The organism is Chryseobacterium sp. Mn2064 (genome assembly GCF_049319685.1).
Classification (GTDB): Bacteria; Bacteroidota; Bacteroidia; order Flavobacteriales; family Weeksellaceae; genus Chryseobacterium.
On the sequence record NZ_JBMOUE010000004.1, the window covers coordinates 187677 to 208793 of the forward strand.

19 protein-coding genes are annotated in these 21117 nt (G+C 36.5%); 9 read left to right on the top strand and 10 right to left on the bottom strand.

The features are described 5' to 3' along the window. Positions 1-31 precede the first annotated feature (31 nt). Positions 32-922, bottom strand: coding sequence for a hypothetical protein (locus tag ACL9RH_RS16015; RefSeq protein WP_422694368.1), 891 nt, complete (start codon positions 920-922; stop codon positions 32-34). Positions 923-939: 17 nt separating this feature from the next. Then, a complete protein-coding gene (locus ACL9RH_RS16020; protein ID WP_422694369.1) occupies positions 940-2184 on the bottom strand; it encodes a DUF445 domain-containing protein in 1245 nt (414 codons plus the stop codon). Positions 2185-2298: 114 nt separating this feature from the next. Here ACL9RH_RS16020 and msrB point away from each other — a divergent pair, with 114 nt between their 5' ends. Then, the gene (gene msrB / locus ACL9RH_RS16025) at positions 2299-2826 is read left to right on the top strand and encodes a peptide-methionine (R)-S-oxide reductase MsrB (RefSeq protein ID WP_422694370.1); all 528 of its coding nucleotides are present in this window, start codon (positions 2299-2301) and stop codon (positions 2824-2826) included. A gap of 127 nt (positions 2827-2953) precedes the next feature. Continuing rightward, positions 2954-3715 (top strand): murein L,D-transpeptidase catalytic domain family protein, encoded by a 762-nt coding sequence (locus ACL9RH_RS16030; RefSeq protein WP_422694371.1) that lies wholly within the window; start codon positions 2954-2956, stop codon positions 3713-3715. Positions 3716-3732: 17 nt separating this feature from the next. Here ACL9RH_RS16030 and ACL9RH_RS16035 read toward each other — a convergent pair whose 3' ends face one another. Both ACL9RH_RS16035 and ACL9RH_RS16040 read right to left on the bottom strand, forming a co-directional pair. Further along, positions 3733-5118: a HAMP domain-containing sensor histidine kinase gene (locus tag ACL9RH_RS16035; RefSeq protein ID WP_422694372.1), complete on the bottom strand. Its 1386-nt coding sequence runs from the start codon at positions 5116-5118 to the stop codon at positions 3733-3735. Continuing rightward, complete coding sequence (locus tag ACL9RH_RS16040; protein WP_422694373.1) at positions 5115-5801, bottom strand: response regulator transcription factor; 687 nt, start codon at positions 5799-5801, stop codon at positions 5115-5117. The genes ACL9RH_RS16035 and ACL9RH_RS16040 overlap by 4 nt, the downstream gene beginning before the upstream one ends. 241 nt (positions 5802-6042) lie before the next feature. On the opposite strand from ACL9RH_RS16040, the gene ACL9RH_RS16045 reads away from it, so the two are divergent. The 3 genes from ACL9RH_RS16045 to ACL9RH_RS16055 are packed head-to-tail and all read left to right on the top strand — an operon-like array spanning position 6043 to position 8303. After that, positions 6043-7371, top strand: a complete 1329-nt coding sequence (locus ACL9RH_RS16045; RefSeq protein WP_422694374.1) for a hypothetical protein — start codon at positions 6043-6045, stop codon at positions 7369-7371. Positions 7372-7382: 11 nt separating this feature from the next. Then, entirely contained in the window at positions 7383-7802 is a 420-nt protein-coding gene (locus ACL9RH_RS16050) for a Dabb family protein (RefSeq protein ID WP_422694375.1), read from the top strand. Positions 7803-7823: 21 nt separating this feature from the next. Continuing rightward, on the top strand, positions 7824-8303 hold the full coding sequence (locus ACL9RH_RS16055; protein ID WP_422694376.1) for a hypothetical protein: 480 nt from the start codon (positions 7824-7826) through the stop codon (positions 8301-8303). A 244-nt stretch (positions 8304-8547) separates the two neighbouring features. Here ACL9RH_RS16055 and fabF read toward each other — a convergent pair whose 3' ends face one another. From fabF to ACL9RH_RS16085, 6 genes are all read right to left on the bottom strand, one after another. Next, positions 8548-9789 carry a beta-ketoacyl-ACP synthase II gene (fabF, locus tag ACL9RH_RS16060; RefSeq protein WP_422694377.1) on the bottom strand — a complete coding sequence of 414 codons (1242 nt, stop codon included), beginning with the start codon at positions 9787-9789 and terminating at the stop codon, positions 8548-8550. Positions 9790-9791: 2 nt separating this feature from the next. Continuing rightward, positions 9792-10217, bottom strand: a complete 426-nt coding sequence (locus ACL9RH_RS16065; protein ID WP_255813463.1) for a PaaI family thioesterase — start codon at positions 10215-10217, stop codon at positions 9792-9794. Positions 10218-10228: 11 nt separating this feature from the next. Continuing rightward, complete coding sequence (locus ACL9RH_RS16070; RefSeq protein ID WP_422694378.1) at positions 10229-11497, bottom strand: acetyl-CoA C-acetyltransferase; 1269 nt, start codon at positions 11495-11497, stop codon at positions 10229-10231. A 9-nt stretch (positions 11498-11506) separates the two neighbouring features. Then, a complete protein-coding gene (locus ACL9RH_RS16075; RefSeq protein WP_422694379.1) occupies positions 11507-12112 on the bottom strand; it encodes a TetR/AcrR family transcriptional regulator in 606 nt (201 codons plus the stop codon). 115 nt (positions 12113-12227) lie between these two features. Continuing rightward, positions 12228-12647 carry an OsmC family protein gene (locus ACL9RH_RS16080; protein ID WP_077413428.1) on the bottom strand — a complete coding sequence of 140 codons (420 nt, stop codon included), beginning with the start codon at positions 12645-12647 and terminating at the stop codon, positions 12228-12230. 81 nt (positions 12648-12728) lie between these two features. Further along, positions 12729-13595: a helix-turn-helix domain-containing protein gene (locus tag ACL9RH_RS16085; RefSeq protein WP_422694380.1), complete on the bottom strand. Its 867-nt coding sequence runs from the start codon at positions 13593-13595 to the stop codon at positions 12729-12731. 189 nt (positions 13596-13784) lie between these two features. On the opposite strand from ACL9RH_RS16085, the gene ACL9RH_RS16090 reads away from it, so the two are divergent. From ACL9RH_RS16090 to ACL9RH_RS16105, 4 genes are all read left to right on the top strand, one after another. Beyond that, complete coding sequence (locus ACL9RH_RS16090; protein WP_422694381.1) at positions 13785-14663, top strand: AraC family transcriptional regulator; 879 nt, start codon at positions 13785-13787, stop codon at positions 14661-14663. A 376-nt stretch (positions 14664-15039) separates the two neighbouring features. Further along, positions 15040-18000 (top strand): SusC/RagA family TonB-linked outer membrane protein, encoded by a 2961-nt coding sequence (locus tag ACL9RH_RS16095; RefSeq protein WP_422694382.1) that lies wholly within the window; start codon positions 15040-15042, stop codon positions 17998-18000. 15 nt (positions 18001-18015) lie between these two features. After that, positions 18016-19653, top strand: coding sequence for a SusD/RagB family nutrient-binding outer membrane lipoprotein (locus tag ACL9RH_RS16100; RefSeq protein WP_422694383.1), 1638 nt, complete (start codon positions 18016-18018; stop codon positions 19651-19653). Positions 19654-19802: 149 nt separating this feature from the next. After that, on the top strand, positions 19803-21104 hold the full coding sequence (locus ACL9RH_RS16105; RefSeq protein WP_422694384.1) for an MFS transporter: 1302 nt from the start codon (positions 19803-19805) through the stop codon (positions 21102-21104). Positions 21105-21117 lie beyond the last annotated feature (13 nt).

Below are 21117 nucleotides of genomic sequence, written 5' to 3' on the forward strand. Positions count from 1 at the left end.
CATACAAAGAGAGCCAATTTGGTTCTCTTTTTTATTTTGATTTTGTGACAGATGCATTGGAAATATTTATCGTAAGAGTATGAGCTGGTAGAGAATCAGATTGACCTATTTTATATTCTATCGTTTTTCCATCTGTAGAAGTTGTTTTTGTGGTGTCGTACATGGAATCCCAACAGCTTTCAATAGGAAATTCTTCATAACTTTTATAATTCCAGTCTTTGGTGAAGTAAAGTATTCTGTATCCTTTTTCTCCGTCACTTGCTCCGCATTGTCCACAGGCATTCAGATTGGAAGGTTCATCAAAATATAATAGAACTCTGTTGCCATTTTCTCCCGAAGTGTATGAAATTAGCTCGTTTCCTCCCGTTTTATTGATGATATCATAGGTGTTTATTTTTTTATTATTGGGTAAAAACAGATAATTGTTGAAACGATAGATCATTACATTGCGGGTAGACATAGCGATGGGCTGAACTTTTTTATCAAAATAAAAATGTCCGGTAACTGGCTTTGTTATTACAGAAACGTTTTCCAGTATAATGCTTTCTTTGGGAAGCAATTTTTGTGCGATCTCATTGGTTTTTTCTACTTGTTGAAGAGATGTGATCCGGCTTTTGAAAACTTTAGATTTTTGTTTTTGCTGAGATCCAAAATTATATAAAGACAGATTGCCATAATAATCATAAATTCCTGTGAGCGGAATTTTCTTTTTATACTTATCATAATAGTACCATCCGTCCACATAATGCTGATATTGATTGCAATCTACAACTCCTGTATAATTAAGCTGTATGGTAATAGGAATGTCTGCAATTTTTCCTGTAAAAGTTTGTGAAGAATCAATCACTTTTTTCAGTTCAACTTGCTGGCTGAACAAAAATGTAAAGCTTATATAAAGCAGTACAGTAAAAATTTTTTTCATGGTTAGTTGATCGTTTTTTAGAGGAAGAAATGAGCAATGGTATAGATAATCAATCCTACCAGACCCCCTACAAGAGTACCGTTTACCCGGATGAACTGTAAATCTTTTCCTACTTCAAGCTCTAGTTTTTCGCTCAATTCTTTCCCTTGCCAGTTTCCAACGGTATTGCTGATGAGGTTCCCGAATTGATGGGTGTTTTTAAGGATATATTTATAAGCCGTTACACGAACCCAATGGTCAATTTTGTTCTGAAGATTTTCGTCTGTTTTTAAATTCTGTGCAAATTCATTCAGATTTTTGGTGAGATAATTTTTAAGAGCAGAATGATCTTCCAGTAATTCTTTCATCAGCGTTTTTTTGATGGAAATCCAGATGTCATTAGAGTATTCCTCCAGTTTATCTCCTTTCAGAAGACCGTTTTTGATGATTTTAAATTCATCCTCCCATTTGGGATCTTCCTTCAGGTCTACAGAGAATTCATAAATTTTTTGAGTGATCAGATCCCGTACTCCATGTTGGGGATCTTCTTCTATTTCTTTGAAAAAATCAGACAACCCGTCCGCAATTTTATCCGCAATTTTATTATCTACAAAAGAAGGAATGAATGAGTAACTGCCTTTTTTTACCCGGTTTTTGATCATTTCATCATTCGCAAGGATATAATCTTTAATCTGTTTGGCAAGATTGGTAATAATTCTCTGATGATCATTCTTTTCCAAAATATATCCAATCCCGGTTCCTACGACTTTATTAAGCTTTATATCGTCTGTCATCTCAGAAACTTTTTTGCTGATAAACTGACTTACCGTAGAATCATCAAGCTTATTAAGGATATCGAGAACAATATCAGAAAGATTTTTAATCAGAATTTCCTGACTTTTTTCTTTCCCCAACCATTCTCCCACAAAGTTGGATACCTTAAGCTTTTGAATATAAGGGCGTATGTTTTGAGGGGAAAGGAAATTGCCTACTACAAAACTCCCCAGGTTATCACCCAGTCTTTGCTTACTGTTTTCAATAAGGTTAGTATGAGGAATAGGAAGCCCAAGAGGATGACGGAAGAGTGCTGTAACTGCGAACCAGTCAGCTAAAGCACCTACCATAGCTGCTTCTGCAAAAGCGCGTACATAACCGATCCAATGAGAAGGATTAGATTTCTGTAGAATGGTGGTGGTAATAAAAATAACAGCCATCAGAACAAATAATCCTGTGGCAAATGCTTTATATTTTCTAAGCTGTTTTCTTTTTGCTTCGTCATTCATATTTACTAAATTTGGTTACGAAACCGGTTCGTCTTAACAGGAGCATTTCACCCATAAAAGATACAAAAACTTTTGAGCCTTTTCGGGGTAAAGTCGTAAGAGCCAATATAAATAATGAAATCTTTAGTTTCAATCATCATATTAATTGTTCTGCAGTCTTGTACACAGAACTATCAACCCATTAAAACCACTCCTATGGAAAATACAGAAGCAAAAAACAATCCATACTACTCAAGAACAGACACTACAAAACTTAATATTCCCAATGAAGAATGGAAAAAGATTCTTGCTCCCGACCTCTATGCTATTGCCAGAGAAGCTGCTACAGAAAGAGCCTTTACCGGAAAATATAACGATTTTGATGAGATAGGAGACTATTATTGTGCCGTATGTGGAAATCATCTTTTCCGTTCCACCTCAAAATTTGCGAGCAGCTGCGGATGGCCAAGTTTCTTTGAAGCTGATAAAGAAGGGGTTTATTATAAAAGAGACCAAACCTACGGAATGGAAAGAGTAGAGGTCCTTTGCAAACGTTGCGATTCCCATCTTGGACATGTTTTTGATGACGGTCCAAAGCCTACAGGACTGCGTTATTGCATGAATTCCATTAGCCTGGAATTTGTCTCAGATTCTCAAAAATAAACCTTTTAATTCACAGAATCAGGACGTTAAAGTTTCTTAAATAGCGTTAAACTTTTTTCGTTTTTACCTGCCGGGTAATGATGTTTTTATAATTTTGCCCCACTAATTTGGATTTATATATTATTGAATGAAAGGATTTTATAGCGTAGTAGGCCTTGTTTACATGGTTACGACTTCATTCTATCTTTCTCCAAGAACGGTGGTAAAGAATGAAAATTTCAAAACAAAAATTGAAAAAGTAGCTGTAGCGGACGACACGAAATCTGAGAAGAATGCCGGAACGGTATCTTCATCAGAAGCATTGTACCAATCAATAGCATTTGACCCTGAGCATGAATTGAATTATGAAGTGTTCTCAAAAGCATTGACCGGTTTTGAAAATCTAAAAAAAGCAGGATTGCTGAGCCAGGAGTCACATTTATTAACGGTTTGCGACTTCTCTATGTCTTCCAATACAAAAAGAATGTGGGTCATTGATCTTGAAGACAAAAAAATTCTGTTTAACTCATTGGTTGCCCATGGTAAAAATACCGGCGAAGAATTTGCAACGAATTTTTCTAACAGGGAAAGTTCGTTACAGAGCAGCTTAGGTTTTTATATTACAGATGCAACTTACCAAGGTGACAACGGATACTCTTTGAAACTGCTAGGAATGGATAAAGGATATAATGATGCAGCGTACAGAAGAGCAATTGTTCTGCACGGAGCCAATTATGTAAGTGATGAATTTGCTGCGATGCACAAAAGAATCGGAAGAAGCTGGGGATGTCCCGCAGTACCAAGAGAGCTTACACAGCCCATCATTAATACCATAAAAGGAAGAAACTGTCTGTTTATTTACTATCCGGACCAGAATTATCTCTCTTCCTCAGAGTGGTTAAAAGCATAATAAAAAAAGCAGTCTGATCAGACTGCTTTTTTGTTTTTTGAAGGAAATTCAATGGTAAATGTAGTGCCTTGGGAAACCTGGGAATCTACAAAAAGCTTACCTTCATGAATTTCAACAATTCTCTTGACAATAGAAAGGCCAATACCGTTGCCTTTTTCAAAGCTTTTATTGGAACCGCGGTAAAAAAGATCGAAAATTTTTAAAAGATCCTGCTCCGAAATCCCTATACCACGATCAATGAACTGTATTTTAATATACTTTGAATTGGTTTCTATTGCTACATGGCAGCTCTTATCCTGAGAATATTTGCAGGCATTTTCCATAAGATTGGAGAAAGCCACCTGAAGCAGATAAGGATTACCAAAGAAGTCATAATTGTTTTCATCTTCATCATCTGTAGCATCCATATAATTGATCCCGATTTTGTAATGGATGTTTTTCTGAATCAAAGCAAGTTTTGCCTCCGCTAAAATTTCATCCAGACGAAGATTCACAAGGCTGATTTGTGAGACATCATAGCTTGCTCTTGCAAAATCCAGAAGGGCAGAAGATAATTCTGAAGCATGATTGGCATCCTGAAGGGCATTGTCTATGGAAAGTTTGTAATCATCCAGCGTTACGTTCAGTTCCTTTGCAAGTTCAAGCTCGGCAATTAAAGTAGAAAGAGGCGTACGGAACTCATGGGAGATGGTTGTCACAAACTGCTTATGATTGTTGAATGATTTTTCAAGCCTGTTAAAGGTAGAATTGAAGGTTTCAGTGAGTTCATAGATTTCATCTTTTGCTTTAGGAATATCCAGTCTTTGATTCAGATTATGTTCAGAAATATCACGGATCTGAAGGATAATGTCTTTCAATGGCTTTAAAGTATAATAGGAAAAAAGAAATCCGATAATGAAAATCACCACAATAGAACTGATGTAAATAATGATGATATCTTTCTTAAACTCTGCAATATGAGCCTTCCCGGTAACATCTTCTGCGCTTCCTATGATGTAGAATTTTTCTCCGTTGGATTCAAATTGAACAGCAATATACTGCCGGTCATTCTGCTGCCAGAAAATTCGGTTTTTATTGGATTTGATGATCTTATCCAGGTATTTCTCATTGCTTTGTAATGGAGGAAGATCTGTAAATGTCAGTTGTTTTTTACTGTTGTAAACACTAATGTCAGCTTCATTCAGCAAAGTCTGATTACGGCGGTGAAGCTCACGGATCTTTTCATCACTGATTCTCACATCAAAAATAAATTCTGACCTCCATATCACTTTATATCCAAGGCGGTCATTAAACTCATCTTCTCTGTTTTTTTCAGAAACAAAATAAAGAACGTAGGCAAACAGAAAGAGAATGCCTGCTGTAAGTATCGCGTAGATTAAGGCTGTTCTGGTTGCTATTTTCATAATTGTGATGCAAAAATAAATCCGACTCCAGGCTTGGTGTGGATGAGTTTAGAATCAAAATCCTTATCAATCTTTTTGCGCAAATAGGCAATATAGACGTCGATGTAATTGGTTCCGGTATCAAAATGATTTCCCCATACATTTTCGGCAATCTCTTCACGGGTAAGAATTCTTTCTGCGTTGTTGACAAGGAAAACCAGAAGTTTAAACTCCTTAGGCGTAAGTTCTATTTCTTTTCCATTTCTGAAAACCCGGTTGAATTTTTTATCAATCTTTAAATCATGATACTCTAAATCTGTTAAATAGGCTTCCTTATTTTTCGTTGATCTTCTCTGCAGTATGGCTTTTATTCTTACATAGAGTTCCCTGATTTCAAAAGGTTTTACCATATAATCATCTGCTCCGGCATCAAATCCTTCAATTTTTTCATCAATGGTTCCTAAAGCCGTTAGCATAATAATAGGCAGATCAGGATGTTGCTGTTTGATCAGTTTGCAAAGATCTATACCATTCATTTTAGGAAGCATAATATCTGTAATGGCCAGGTCGAATGTTATTTTATTCAACAGAACAATGGCATCTTCAGCATCTTCGGAGATATAAACCTGATATTCCTGACTTTCAAGTCCTCTTTTCAAAAGACTTGAAACCCGTGAATTATCTTCTACAATTAAAACTCTCATAAGGAAACTATAAAGGGAATAAAGAGGTTGTTTTTCAGTGGTGATTTTATTTTCAAAAGGTTGATTTTCAGCTGACCTCAAAGCCCTGTACAAAGGTATTTCATATTTTCCTTTTATCAGAAAAGATTAACCTTTTTAATAGTTTTCTATAAGGTTTCTAATAGATTTCTAATACCTGCCGGCACTTTCCCGATCTAATTTTGTCCCGTTGAAATCAACAAAAAGATAAGAATAGAAAATTATGAAGACTACCTCTTTCAGAACCGGACTGGCTTTACTTTCTCTAATGGGAATCATGGGAAAACTGGAAGCTCAGAAGAAAAATGATTTTAATAATCCCGGATTGACACATTATTTCAATGATGATCATTCAAGATACATTTCCCTTAGCGGATATGCTGAACTATGGGCCAGGTATGCGCAGCTTAACCCGGGAAGTCTTGTGAATAATGAAGCAAAATCAGATCTGTCTGACCTTTCTCTTCGCAGAGTGCGTGTGAAAATGACCTATAAACCAACTGAAAAGTTAATGTTTGTACTACAGGGAGGAACCACCAATGTGAATGTGAATGCTAAAGCAAGTAATTATTTCGACCTGTTGGATGCTTATGCTGAATATTCTTTTAATGATAAAATTGCCTTTGGAGCAGGACGTTCTACATGGCGAGGACTTTCAAGATTTACAACAGGACCTTTGAATACATTATTATATGATCTTCCTGCCTATGCTACTTCCAATGCCGGAGCTACAGATTATACCGTGAGGGAACTAAGTGCTTATATCAAAGGTCAGTTAGGGAAATTTGATTATCGTTTGGTGGTAGCAGATCCTTACACTATGGCCACAGGAGATCCGAAAATGAACTTGGCGACTTTCAGTAAAAATTCGCCGGGGAAAGACTTTTCAGGATATTTCAGATATGCCTTTTTTGATACAGAAAATATTTCAACTCCTTTTAACTCAGGAACCTATGTTGGGAAAAAGAATGTGTTGAGCTTAGGGGCTGGATTTGATTACATCCACAATGCCTTATGGCACATGGACGCCGGGAAAAATACAGTGAATGACGATATGAAAAGCTTTGCTGTAGATTTGTTTTACGATGCACCTCTCAACAAAGAAAAAGGAACCTCAATAAGCGCCTACGGAATGGCAATGCATAATGATTACGGTCCCAACTATGTTCGATATGTAGGAACCAACAATCCTGCAACCTCTGTAGATGTTACTCAGGCCAGTCTTAACGGAGCTGGAAATGCAATGCCTGTAATAGGAACCGGAAATACCTACTACGTACAGCTTGGAGGAACACTTCCTTATTTGAATAAAGAAAAGAAAAATCTTCAGCTTCAGCCTGCAGTGGGAATACAGCTTTCTGATCTCAAAGGACTTCATGACAATGCTGTGGTATACGATGCCGGAATTTCTTTATTGCTGAACGGAATGTCTTCAAGGTTAACTTTTGATGCTCAAAACAGACCCATTTATACCAACGATCCTTCGAATAATGCCGTAGTTTCTGATAGAAAATGGCAGTTTGTATTGAAATACAGAATAGATTTTAATTAAAATATAGAATTATGGAAAGAAGAAAGTTTTTATTCCGATCCGTACAGGCTTCTGCCTTGCTGCTGGTTTCCGGAAATATGTTTGCCTCTGCTTTACCTATGTTTAACCCCATAAAAAAGAAAAAAGTGTACTTCCATTATTTGTTGTTCTGGCTGAAAAAAGATATTTCAGAGTCAGAAGTAAAAGAATTTGAGAATTTTTTTGAAGGTCTTAAAAAATTGCCTTACCAGAAAAATCTTCGTTACGGAAAACCTGCCGCCTCAAGTCCGAGAAGTGTGTTAGACAATACATTTACCTACAACGCTTCTATGGAATTTGACAGTCTGGAGGAATTGGAAGCCTATGGAAAACTCCCGGAACACCTGGCATTAGTCCAGAAATACAAACCGTTTTTTGAAAAAATGATGGTTCACGACACGGTATATAATTAAAAATAAAAAATTAAATTTATAATGAAAAATTTCATCAAAGGCCTTAGCCTTGTTTTAGTAGTAAGCACTGTAGGATTTATGAATGCACAACATAAAAACCATAAAAATGTGAGCGTAACTTCGGAAACTTCCACCGAATTTATCCCTGCTGTCAGACTGATTAATAATCCCGATGGTTCATGTTCTTTTGAAAAAGGGAAAATACCCACTCTTAAGCATATGAACACTACCACTTTCTGGATGAGTAACAAAACGGAAGAATGGGAAAAAAATGCCCACCCTGCACCGAGAAGACAATATGTGATCACCATTAAAGGGAATATCAGATTTAAAGTAACAGATGGTTCTACTTTTATGATAAAACCAGGAGTTGTTCTTCTTGCTGAAGACCTTAAAGGAACCGGGCACAGCTGGGATATGGTAAAAAGCAAAGAATGGGAAAGACTTTATATTCCTATTGCTGAAAATGCAGACGACTTTTTTGTTCCGGATGCCAAGTAATTTGTAATACACTCTCTTTACAAGAGAATATATAGATTCGTTATGTTTGAAGCAGTCATTTTTGGCTGCTTTTCTTTTTCTGCCAACATCAACACTATACAGGCAATATCACCATAAACATCCGTGAAAATCTGTGGTCAATTCTTTTTCCACAATCTTAGAAAACCAACATAAAATCATTCTCCAGAAAACAAAAAATCCCTGTGCAAAAACACAGGGATTTCAATTTATTTTAATGTAAGAATTAGCTGAATTTTTTGAAAACTAGCGTTGCATTGTGACCTCCAAAACCAAACGCATTACTCAAAGCATAATTAATATTCTTCTCTTTTGCTTCTCCAAATACAATATTAATATCCTGCGGAATATTCTCATCAATAGAATGAAGATTAATGGTTGGTGGAACAATACCATTCTGAATCGCTTTAATGGAAATGATCGCTTCAACAGCTCCCGCAGCTCCCAACAGGTGACCTGTCATAGATTTTGTAGCACTGATGTCAAGATTTTTACTTCCTTTAAATAATTTGTTGATACCATTCAATTCAACCAGATCTCCAAGTGGAGTAGAAGTAGCATGAGGATTAATATAATCAATATCATCTATATTGATTTCAGCTTCATTAAGAGCCAATTGCATTGCTTTAATTGCTCCAACGCCATCAGGATGAGGTGCCGTCATATGATAAGCATCTGCTGTCATAGCCGCTCCCGACAATTCTGCATAGATTTTTGCTCCTCTTGCTTTAGCATGCTCATACTCTTCCAGAATTAATGTTCCTGAACCTTCTCCCATTACAAAACCGTCTCTGTCTGCATCATAAGGACGGCTTGCTGTTGCAAAATCATCATTTCTTGTAGACATCGCTTTCATAATGGAAAAACCTCCTACCGAAGCCGGAGAAATAGCCGCTTCAGAACCACCACTTACAATCACTTTAGCTTTTCCAAGACGGATGTAGTTGAAAGCATCCATCAGTGCAGTATTTCCTGTAGCACAAGCTGAAATGGTAGTATAATTGATTCCTTGAAGTCCGAATTTCATAGAAATCATCCCTGAAGCCATATTAGCAATAAACTTAGGTACAAAGAATGGGTTGAATCTTGGGGTTCCGTCTCCATTGGCGAAATTCATTACTTCGCTTTCGAAAGTCCACATTCCTCCCTGTCCTGTTCCCCAAATTACCCCAATATCGAAGGGATCCATATTTTCCAGTTCAAGCCCTGAATCTTTCAATGCTTCTGCGGTAGAATACATTGCATATTGTGAAAATAAATCACTTCTTTTGATTTCGTTGTGTGTTAAATGAAGTTTTGGATCAAAGTTTTTAACCTCACAAGCAAATTTTACTTTGAATTTTTCTGTATCGAAGTGCGTGATGCTGTTTGCTCCGCTTACTCCGTTGATAATGTTGTGCCAAAATTCTTCGACATTATTTCCCAAAGGCGTCACTGCGCCAAGACCTGTAATGACAACTCTTTTCATACTTAGTTATTGATTTTGAATAAATTGGAGGTTCCTCTCGCAATTAAGCGGGTTTTATCTGCGTTCCATATTTCGCATTGCGCGTTGACGAACTGCTTTCCTCTTTTAATGATTTTAGTTTCAGCTACAATATTATCATTTTCTTTTGCAGTTGAAAAATAATCTATGACATTATTTATGGTAGTAATGAAAGAATTTTCGTTTAAAGAAAACATGGTGGCTCCTATCACATCGTCTATAATAGCTGCCGTCACTCCGCCATGAAGATTTCCAATAGGATTCAACCATTCGGGCCTTATGGTATACTGGAACTCCAGCTGTCCTTCCTCTACAGAAAGAACAATGGGGTTGAGCCATTTCATAAAAGGAGATGGCGACTGATCAAATTCTTTACCGATGAATTGTTTTAACTGTGCTAATCTATCCATACTTTCAATTTTTATTTTTCTAAAATCATCGTTACGCCTTGCCCTCGTGCTGCACAAATAGAAATAAATCCTTTTCCACTGCCTTTCTCATGAAGTAATTTGGCAAGAGTTGCCATTACTCTACCTCCTGTCGCAGCAAATGGGTGGGCAGCGGCGAGGCTTCCTCCTTTCACATTCAGTTTGCTTCTCTCTATTTTTCCTAGTGCCTTTTCTAACCCGAAACGCTTTGCAAGATCGTCGTTTTCCCAAATTTTAATAGTGGCTAAAACCTGGGCAGCGAAAGCTTCGTGAATTTCATAGTAATCAAAATCCTCCAAAGTCATTCCTGCTTTTTTCAGCATTCTTTCTGCGGCGATAACAGGTGCCAGCAATAGGTTCTGTTTATTTTCAACATATTCAATTCCTGCAATTTCAGAAAAAGTAATGTAGGCCAAAATGGGAAGATCATTGGCTTTTGCCCATTCTTCACTGGCTAATAAAACGGATGAAGCTCCATCAGTAAAAGGGGTTGAATTTCCTGCTGTTAAAGTCCCGTTTTGCTTATCAAATGCAGGTTTCAGCTGTGATAATTTTTCCAAGCTGGTATCACGGCGAAGATTATTGTCTTTTTCCAGACCAAAAGCGGGAGATATCATATCATCAAAAAAGCCTTCATCATAAGCTTTCGCCATATTCTGATGACTTTTAAAAGCAAGTTCATCCTGTTCTTCTCTGGATATATTATAATATTTGGCTGTAATTTCTGTATGCTCACCCATAACCAGACCGGTTTTAGGTTCCTGTCCTTTGTAAGGGATCGGCATCCAGTCTTTCAGTTTTGGGCTTAACAATTGTTTTATTTTTCCCCAACCTGATTTTTCTTTATTGGCTTTCAGTAAAGCTTTTCTCAGTCTTGGTGAAGATTCAAAAGGAATGTTGCTCATTGCTTCTACGCCGCAGGCAATTCCACTTTCGATTTGTCCCAAAGCAATTTTGTTTCCGATATAAATAGCTGCTTCAATCCCGGTATCACAAGCCTGTTGAAGATCACATGCAGGAGTCGCAGGATCTAAAGACGTATTCATGACTGTTTCTCTGATGAGGTTGCTTTCCGTAATATGCTTGATTACAGCTCCGCCGGCCACTTCTCCAAGTAACTTGCCTTTCAGATGATAACGGTCAATCAAACCATTCAGGGAGGCCAGTAATAAATCCTGGTTTCCTTTTTCTGCATAAGCGGTATTCATTCTGGCAAATGGAATTCTGTTGTATCCTACGATTGCCACTTTTTTTGTTTCCATAAGTGAAATTTATGAGGGAAGAATAACGAGTTCATGGTCAATCATATCCCTGATTTTATCCAGGGCCTGATTCAGGAACTTTTCATCATCCATAGTTTTTGAAAGTAAAATTCCTCCTTCAATCAGCATCACAAATAGAGATGCATATTCTTCAGCATTTATTGTCTTATTCAATTCTTCATTCTCCTGGCCTTGTTGAATAACGGCTATTATTTTTGCTGTCCAGGCTTCAAAAGATTTTTGTACCTGCTTTTTAAGCACAGGGAAAGAATCATCAGCTTCTGTTGCTGCATTCATCAAAGGGCATCCTCCGCTAGAAAATACCGAACGCCAGTTTTTCCTGTAAAAATCTGCAAAAGCACGGAGCTTATCGATGGAAGTAGGATACTGATCTCCAAAAGACCGGCTCATAATTTTGCTTAGCTGGGCCGCATTATATTTATATACTTCAATGGCAACCTGATCTTTATTCTCAAAATTTCCATAAATACTTCCTTTTGTCAGACCTGTTGCTTGGGTGATGTCTGACAGTGAGGTAGATATGTAGCCCTTTGTGTTGAACAAAGTTGCTGTTTTCTCAATAATGAATTGTTTGGTTTTTTCTGCCTTTGACATTTTGTGTATTAATATATAATGCAAATATACAAAAATATACCAAGTGGTATATTTTATTTGAAAATTAAATCTGAGTGCGTAAGTCCCCAGATTTAATGTATTTTATCTAAGCTTCTTATTGCTCTAAAGTAGCGTTTAGCGTAATTTCAAAATTGAATGCTGCACTTACCGGACATCCTTCTTCTGCTATTTTAGCAAACTTTTGGAATTCTTCTTCTGAAATTCCCGGAACTTTTGCCGTTAAAGTAAGTTCTGACTTTGTTATCTTTCCGATATTAGGATCAAGAGTGATCACAGAAGTTGTTTTCAGCTCTTCAGGATTGTAACCTGCCTGAGAAAGTTCTGCATCTAATTTCATGGTGAAGCATCCTGCATGTGCTGCTGCCAGAAGCTCTTCAGGGTTTGTTCCTACACCGTCAGCAAAACGGCTGTTGAAAGAATATTGAGTTTGGTTTAACGTAGTACTTTGTGTCGTTAAATGTCCTTTTCCTTCTTTGATGGTTCCGTTCCAAACGGCTGTTGCGTTACGTCTCATAATGTTTGTTTTTTAATATTGTTTGATTTTGATGATACAAAGGTAGAGTAGCAGTGCGTCTGATTCAATAGATAAAATGACTTAAATGTTGTACTTTTTTCCCGAAAAGTAATTTTTTTTAAAATTTGCCGGAGTGTTGCCTGTTTTATTGGTAAAAAGCCTGTTGAAATAAGCGGGGTCTTCATAGCCCAGATCATAAGCGATTTCTTTCACGGGTTTATCTGTATACAGCAATAATCGCTTGGCTTCCAGCAGAATTCTGTTAATGATAAGCTGATTGGGAGATTCCAGCTTTAGACTTTTAAATTTGTGTGTTAACGTTTTAGGCGCCATATGAAGCAGATCTGCATAGTCGGATACATTGTGCTTTACCCTGAAATGGATTTCCAGATATCTGCTAAAATCCCTGAAAATATCAAGCTCGTTACCCGTATTTTTGGTAAGCTCCTGATTGAGGTTTTGTATTTTCCATTTTCTTGTGGCCCGGATAATGATCTGTTTCACATACGTTCGTATCATTTCTTCTGCGGAAGATTCTTTCTGTTCAATTTCGTATTCAATGTTTTGGAATAATTCTTTGATCTGTTTTGTTTCTGAATCATCAAGTTCCACAAAAGGAATTTCAAAAATATTGTGAAAGAGAAGACCATCGCAGGCAACTTCTTTGTCATGGATCTGAATACAGTAAAAATCTCGGTTGTAATAAAGAAGTGTCGCTTCTTCTTTTCCTTTTTCTATGGTCAGATGTTGGTTGGTTACAAAGAAAAGGGAAGGCTTTTTTGTAAGATAATGATTAAAATCTACCGTTAGTTCATAGTTTGCAGGAATAAATAATACCTTAATATACATCCTGAACTGATTGCCATTGATATTTTCCAAATGAGCTTCTGAGAATTTTTCCAATCCCAGTCTTTTATAATGATCTTCAAAAATAAGCGGTTGCGGCATATTTTAACTTTAGTTTAAAGATACAAAAAAGCATGATTTCAAACGTATTAAATTATTGATGTTCTATTCTCCTATCAAAATACCATCGAAAAAAAATGAAAATATGTTTTTACATTGATTTTATTTTATCATTTTTACAAATATTTGTACCGCAACCTTATATTTTAATCTTTTTTCAAAACTGCCTGCATGAGCGAATTAGAAAATATTCTGAGAGAAATAACTCCACTATCTCCTGAAGATAGTTTTCTCGTGTTTGACAGGATAAAAGCATCCTTTGATTTTCCTTATCATTATCACCCGGAAATTGAGATCAATTTTGTGTACAAAGGAAAAGGATATCGCAGAATGATAGGCGATCACACGGGAGAAATCGGAAATATAGAACTGGTACTTATTGGTCCCAATTTACCTCATTGCTGGGCGAACTACAGATGTAAAAACAGAAAGACCCACGAGATTACCATTCAGTTCAATCAGGATTTCTTTAATCAGTCTATGATGCAGAAAAATATCCTGAAACCCATCAATAATCTGATGAAGGATTCTATTCGGGGTATTCTTTTTTCTACCGAAACGGCTGAAAAACTGAAAGATTCATTTCTAAACCTCTCTAAAATGAACAGTTTTGAGTCTTTCATAGAAATTATGAAGATTCTGAACGAACTGGCTGTTGCTGAAGACCGAACTTTGCTTTCGTCATATAGTATTGAACTTGAGACTTTTGGGGATAATGACAAAATGAAAATTGTGCATGATTTTGTTCACAAAAATTTTGAGAATAAAATAACGCTGGATGATGTTGCTTCCTTGGTGAATATGAGTAATGTGACCTTCAACCGTTTTATAAAAAAGCGAACAGGGAAAACTTTTGTTAATTACCTCAATGAAATACGCATCAGTTATGCCGCGCGTTGGCTGATGGAAAAGAATCTTACGGTTTTTGAGATTGCTTTTGAAGCTGGCTTTAATAATATTGCGAATTTCAACAAAGTTTTTAAGTCGATAAAAAAGACAACTCCTACAGAATTTAAAGAACAATTTAAAGGAGTTAAAAAAATTGAATAATTTCTGTTAAAAAAAATCTCAGGTTTCTTTACTTTTCAAAGATTTTCCCGATACTATTTTGCCTTATTTTGACAAAATAGTAAGATAAATCCTCTTTTTTTGATTGCTTTTTAAGTGTGGTATTTTATTGATATTTAGGGTTTTATTTGCCTTTTTGTAAAGGTTCTGAAAAAATAATATCGTTTTATGATAAAATAGTATTATATCAGACTGACTACAAAATTTAGATTTGTCAATGTGAATTAAATCTTAAGAAAACTTTAAATATTTTGATGCATAAATGATAAAATATTGCTAAAAAAACAATACAATTTATGCATTACAATATGAAGCAATGTAATTGATTCTCAATTAAATCTAACTATATCTAAACCTTATGAGAAAAGCAGTTATACCCATTCTGTTCGTTTTTTCACTTTCTGCTACTGCACAAGAGAAAAAAGTGGCTGACACAGCGAAGACAAACACTATTCAGGAGGTCGTGGTCACCTCTTTGGGGGTTAAAAGGCAGGCCCGCTCTTTGACGTATTCCAGTCAGCAAATTGGCGGGGATGAATTGACAGAAGTGAAAACTCCCAATTTTTTAAACTCTGTCAGTGGAAAAGTTTCCAATGTACAGATCAACAGAACTAATGGGGTAGGAAGCTCTGTAAGGGTTATAATGAGAGGAAATAAATCCGCCAGTAGTAGTCAGCCTTTATACGTAATAGATGGTATTCCTATTATTAACAGTGTTGGGAAAGCTCCAGAGGCTAGCCAATACTCTACAATGCCAGATGCAGGAGATGTTTTAAGCTCCATCAATCCGGATGATATTGAAAGCATCAACTTCTTAAAAGGGGCCTCTGCTTCTGCTCTTTATGGTTCTATTGGAGGAAATGGCGTTATTTTGATTACCACTAAAAAAGGAAAAGTTGGCAAAAGTTCTATAAGTTACAATACTAGTTTTACTGTAGATCAGGCATATAGCCTTCCTAAATTGCAACATAGTTATCTCTCTTATGATCCTTCAGTTCTTGGGCAATATGCTGGTATTTCTAATGAAAGCTGGGGAGCGAAAGGAGCTTCTAAGGATCATCTAAAAGATTTTCTGCAAAATGGAACTACATGGGTTAACAGTCTTTCCTTCCAGTCAGGAACCGAAAAATCAACGAATTATTTCTCGATAGGTAATACTACCAATAAAGGAGTTGTTCCTTCTTCGTATTTTGATCAGTACAATGTCTCTTTTAGAAATTCCAGTAAATATCTGAATGATAAGTTAACATTGGACGCTAATTTTATTGGTTCATTACAAAACAGTATCAACAGACAGACTCCTGGTGTTTCCTTTTCACCTTTAGTAAGTTTATACTGGTTGCCAAGAGATGTTGATTTTGACCAATATGGCCCAAATAATTATTCTTATCTAAATAAAGAGAGGTTATTACCTGCTCAAAATTGGTGGGCTATAGGACCAGACGGGAAATTCAACGGAAACCCTGCTACGCAAAACCCGTATTGGATATTAAACAGAAATAAAGTTACTGTTAATAACAAAAATACATATAGTGCTTTATCATTGGCCTATCAAATTAATCCATGGTTATCAGCAAGAGTAAGAGGAAACTATAGTTGGAATATTACTGATAGTCGAAGAGGTGTTTCGGCATACTCAGATCCAAATCTTATAACGAGTAACGGAGAAAATGGAAGATTTCTTCAGAACAAATACGAAAACTCTTCTACTTATGGTGATGTCTTATTAATAGGTAGTCCAAAATTAAGTGAAGATATTTCATTGGATTTTACAGTGGGGGGAAGCATCAATACCACAAGAAATACAGTAACAGAAATTGATAATGCTTATTTGGCAGCTCCAAATTTGTTTACCACGAGCAACCTGCAATGGAATGTAGATAGAGGCGTTGGAGATGGGTTTCACAATATAAATTATAGTACTAAAAAGCAAATACAATCGGTTTTTGCAAGTGCATCTTTGGGTTATAAGAACATGTTTTATGTGGACATGACTTTTAGAAATGATTGGGATTCCAGTTTGGCTTTTACAGGCACCAATGGATATGACTATGAATCTGTAGGAGCGAATGCTGTACTATCCTCAGTCTTTAAACTCCCTGAAGCGATTAGCTTTTGGAAAGTAAGAGGGTCGTATGCTACGGTAGGATTAGGATTGCCTGCAAACCTGACCACTGCTACAATTCCATACAATACTGCTTATGGATATATTGTTGATGCTGGGCAAATTTTATACCCCAAATATTCACTAATTACTGATCCTGCTTTCAAAGAATTATTTGTAAAACCGGAACTCAACAAGACGTTTGAAGTAGGTACTGAATTAAGAATGTTTAAAAACCGTTTAAGTTTTGACTTTACTTATTATAATTCAAATGCTAGCAACCAGCTTTTACCAGTTACGATTTCCTCTTATTTAGGAGGCTTACCGTCTGGTTCTTACTATGTAAATGCTGGGAAAATACAAAATACAGGCTTTGAAACTTCTTTGTCCTATAGAATATTAAATTCAGAAAAATTGGGTTGGACAGCTAGTCTAAATGCTTCAGCAAATAAAAATAAAATTGTAGAATTATTTCCGGATAGATTAAAGGTTAATAAAGATCTTCTTCTTGCCCTTACTGGCGGGGGGGCTTATACAAAGCTTAAGGTGGGAGGATCTTTCGGAGATATATATGGTTTCAAATTCCAAAGAGATCAGCAAGGAAGAATTTTAGTTGATGCAGATGGTAAGCCTATGGCAGATAAGGAAATTGGTTATTTGGGTAATCCCAATCCTAAATTTATGCTAGGGTTTAGCAACTCATTTAATATTGGGAAATTGGGAATTTCTTTTCTGATTGATGGTAAATTTGGAGGACAGGTTCTGTCTCTTACAGAAAAAGCAAATGATATGATGGGAGTAAGCCAGAACAGTGCTTCTGCCAGAGATGCAGGAGGAGTATCTATCCCGAATGCTGTATATGCCCCAGGAACACCAAATGCAGGAGCAGCTTATACTGGGTTAACTGATGCAAAAGCTTATTATAATGCCGTAGGAGCAAATCAGGAAGGAGCTGGGATTGATGAAGCCTATATCTATAGTGCAACAACGGTAAGATTGCGTCAGGCGTCAATTGGATATACTTTTGATATTAATTCTAGCTACCTGAAGAATGCAACGGTAAGTATAGTAGGAACCAATTTGTTCTTCTTTTATAAAAAAGCACCGTTTGATCCTGAACAGGTTTCAGGAAATACACCTGGTGGTGTAGGAGTGGATTCTTTTGGTATTCCTATTACCAGATCTATCGGATTATCCTTAAAAGCTAACTTCTAAATATACAATACTAAAATGAAAATAATTAATATAAAGACCTATATGCTGGGAATGGCAGTCCTTTTTTCTGCTTTTAGTTGTACCAGTGATTTTGAAGAGTTTAATCAGGAGAAAGTTGGGGGTCCAGAAAATTTTTATGCGGATTTTAAAGCAATTGTTGATCCTATGAAGGCCATACAAAGAGGTTTTCAGGCAGACTATCAGTTAGCGACCAACCTCAATGCAGATATGTATAGTGGAATGTTCAGTACAGCATCACAGTTTAATGGGGGAACAAATAACCTTACTTATTTAATGATGGATGGGTGGAATAACAGAATCATTGCAAGACAGCAAGATACTTTTAATAATTCTATTATCATTGATAATGCGGCACAAAAAAACTATCCAGGGATAGATTTCACCGCAACTTTTGCTGTTAAAAAAATATTGAAAATTCTTACAGCAGCAAGAGTTTCAGATCGTCATGGGCCTGTAGTATATAGTAAATATGATACACCTAATTCAAATGGTATCACAGATTTTGATTCTCAACAAGACGCTTACAACAATTTTATTAATGATCTTACTGTTGCCATTTCTGATTTACAGAAAGTACAAAATACTTCAGCGACACAGAGTGTAGAAGATAAAAGTGTAATGAAAAAAGCAGATCTGGTCTATGGTGGTGATATAGTCAAATGGGCAAAATTAGCAAACTCCCTTAAACTGAGATTTGCTTTACGCATGAGCTACGCTGATCCTGTAAAATCAAAAAAATATGCTGAGGAAGCCCTTACTTCTTCTGCTGGATTAATCTCTGATAACGCAGACAATGCATTAATTAGCGTTGGGCAGCATGAATTAAGCTTTATCATCTATTCATGGGGAGACTGTTATATAGGAGCTCCAATAATGGCTTATATGAATGGCTTTAAAGATCCCAGGCTTTCTGTATATGCGAATCCTTCAAACGACCCTGCAACTTTTGTAAATGGTAAACCACAATATATAGGAATACGTCAAGGAATTGATTTAATCAATGGGAAGTCAACCTATGGAGGTTACTCTCAACCGGCAGCAAAAGCAGCTAGTGGAGATTATTTCTCTAGTACTGATGGGAAGTTCAAATTGTTTACTGCTGCTGAAACTTGGTTTTTAAAAGCTGAGGCGGCTTTGAGAGGTTACTCAGGTGCAGGAGATGCACAAACTAATTATCAAGCTGGAGTTAGTCAATCTTTTGGCGAATGGGGTAAAAGTTCTGATCTAGCGACATATCTTGCGGATGGTGTTTCTACAGAAGCTCCCTATATTGATCCTAAAAATGCGGCGAACAATATACTTGCTGGAAATCCTCAGTTAAGTACAATTACAATTGCTTGGAACAATAGCGATTCTAATGAAAAGAAGCTTGAAAGAATCATCACTCAAAAATGGTTGGCTCTTTATCCGGATGGCCCTGAAGCATGGACTGAGCAGAGAAGAACAGGATATCCAGTTTTATTCAAAGTCAGAAAAAATGATAGTGGAGGATTAATTAGTACAGACCAGATGATCAGAAGAATTCCGTTCACAAATGATACGAAAAACTCGACATTCAATTACTCACAGGCAGTTCAGCAATTAGGAGGCCCTGATAACGGAGCAACCAGATTATGGTGGGATAAGAAATAATAAATCAAAATAATTCAAATACAGAGACATCTCAAAATTGCATTCATTCGTTGAGGCAAGGAGAGTAAAATCTCCAAAATTTATAGTTTCGTTTTTAGCCGGAATGAACTTTTGAGATGTTCTCTTTTATTTAGACTCTTTCTTTAAATATGGGAAAAAACAACTCCGAAACCCGTCGTATTCAGCCGATTCTTTGGATATCCACATTGTATTTTGCAATGGGAGTTCCTTTTGTAACCATTAATGCGGTTTCAGGAATCATGTATAAAGATATGGGTGTTTCGGATTCGCAGATCACATTCTGGACGGCTCTTATTTTGTTTTCCTGGACATTGAAGCCTCTTTGGAGTCCTTTCCTGGAAATCTATAAAACTAAAAAGTTCTTTGTTGTTTTCACCCAGTTTGCCATAGGTATTCTCTTTGCACTGATTGCATTAAGTCTGCCTTTGCACGACTTTTTCAAGTATAGTATTGCTCTTTTTGCGGTTGTTGCATTTTGTGGAGCAACTCATGATGTAGTTGCGGATGGAACCTATATTGGCTTCCTTACCAATAAAGAACAGGCCCAATATATTGGTTGGCAAGGGGCTTTTTATAACCTGGCGAAGATTATTAGTAGTGGAGCATTAGTATATTTTGCAGGCTTTTTAGAGAAAACAAAAGGAATTACCCATGCCTGGATGATCATTATGATTATTTACGCATTGCTGTTCTTTGCACTGGCAATTTATCATTATCTGATTTTGCCTAAAGAAAATAAAGAAGAGCAGAAATATGGGAAAACTGCCGGAAATGTTCGTAAAGAATTGCTGGAAGTCATTACTTCTTTCTTTACCAAAAAGAAGATTCTATGGGGTATACTTTTCATTATTCTGTACCGTTTTGCAGAAGGATTTGCAATTAAAATTGCCCCTTTGTTTTTTAAAGCACCCAGAACTTCAGGAGGCTTGGGACTATCTACATCCGATATCGGACTTGTTTATGGAACATACGGATCTGCAGCATTTATTTTAGGATCTGTATTGGCAGGATATTTTATTTCAGCCAGAGGATTGAAAAAATCTTTGATCTGGCTATGCTGCGCATTCAATATTCCTTTTGTGGTATATGCATTATTGGCCCATTATCAGCCTGCTGATCTGTTACCTGTAGGAATTGCAGTAGTCGTAGAATACTTCGGTTACGGATTTGGTTTCGTAGGATTAATGCTCTATATGATGCAGCAGATAGCACCCGGCAAACACAAAACAGCTCATTATGCATTCGCTACAGGAATTATGAATCTTGGTGTCATGATTCCCGGAATGTTTAGTGGTATGATCAGTGACTCGATAGGATATAAAATGTTCTTTATCTGGGTATTGATCGCTACCATTCCCGCATTTTTAGTCACTTTATTCGTTCCTTTCCCTTATCCTGAAAATCAGAAAGAACAACAAATCAATTCATAATAATTAAAAATAA